1 protein-coding gene is annotated in these 1,032 nt (G+C 57.8%); it reads right to left on the bottom strand.

Annotated features, from left to right (window positions below):
- Positions 1 to 1,032, bottom strand: a 1,032-nt coding sequence (locus GOB86_RS15555) for a site-specific integrase (RefSeq protein ID WP_165993562.1), incomplete at both ends; no start/stop codon positions are given.

The following is a 1,032-nucleotide window of genomic DNA, read 5'->3' as shown; positions in this document are numbered from 1 at the left end:
CCAGGCACGGGTTGGTAGTAGCGATTGAGCGACTTCAAGTCGCGATGGCCCGTGACCCGGGTCAGTTCAATCGGGTTCAGATAGCGGGCCAGACGCGATGTTGCTTCATGGTGCAAATCATGAAAGGTCAGGTCCTGAATTCCTGCTTGCCGGGTCATGCGACCGAACAGGACAGAAAAGATTTTTCTCTCCCCCACCGAAAAGACGACGTCTTTTCGGTCAGGCACCTTTTCCATGGTAGCACGCTTTTCCCTCAGGACACGTTGTGCGCCCTTGGTCATGGGGCGGATCTCGGGACCGAGCTCTTCTCTATGCCGGTCACTCTTCACACGGGCGAGGGAAATGGTCTGTCTGCGGAAGTCGATATCCTGCCAGCGCAGACTGAGGGATTCCCCCAGACGACAGCCTTGTTCAATCGACCACCTGATGAGCCACACCACATCAGGGTAGTGCCTGAAAATCCCGTCGGGCCGAGAAGCAACTCGCAGAAGTTCGGCTTCTTCACCGTCCCTTAATCTCCGGTTTCTCTTGCGATCGGCGCCCTCGGGTCGTTTGGTCCGTTTGGCCGAAGCATGATTGAGGATGGTCGTGTCCCATTCCGAGTTGGCGTATTCGACGATGGCCGCAATCATGTTCAGGCGTTTGACGACGGTCCCCTTGGCCAGTCCCGCTGCCAGCATGGCGTCTCGAAAATCCCGGACATCACCATTGGTCCATTTGTCGATTTTCAATGAGGCAATGTCGGACCCAAGAAGGGCCGGAAGATGGCCCATACGATCGGCATCGCGCTCTGTCATGCGTTCCCGACCAAAGCGCTCAAAGAGCTCGCCAAAAGTGATCTGGTTTTTCTTGCGTGCCGGTGGCTCAAGTTGGCCCACATGCGCCTTGGCGCGTACGTCCTGGAGCCAGCGGCGGGCAAGGCTGGCTGACGCGAAGGTTTCGCGGTGACGTTTGCCGTTCACCATCCTGCGGGCCTGATACTGGCCGGGGCCACGATACCAGACGCCTTTGGGCAACGGCTTCCCTGTTACA

It is taken from the genome of Acetobacter lambici, assembly GCF_011516885.1.
Classification (GTDB): domain Bacteria; phylum Pseudomonadota; class Alphaproteobacteria; order Acetobacterales; family Acetobacteraceae; genus Acetobacter; species Acetobacter lambici.
Note: the sequence above shows the minus strand (reverse complement) of the source record. Positions and strands in the feature narration are given on the sequence as shown.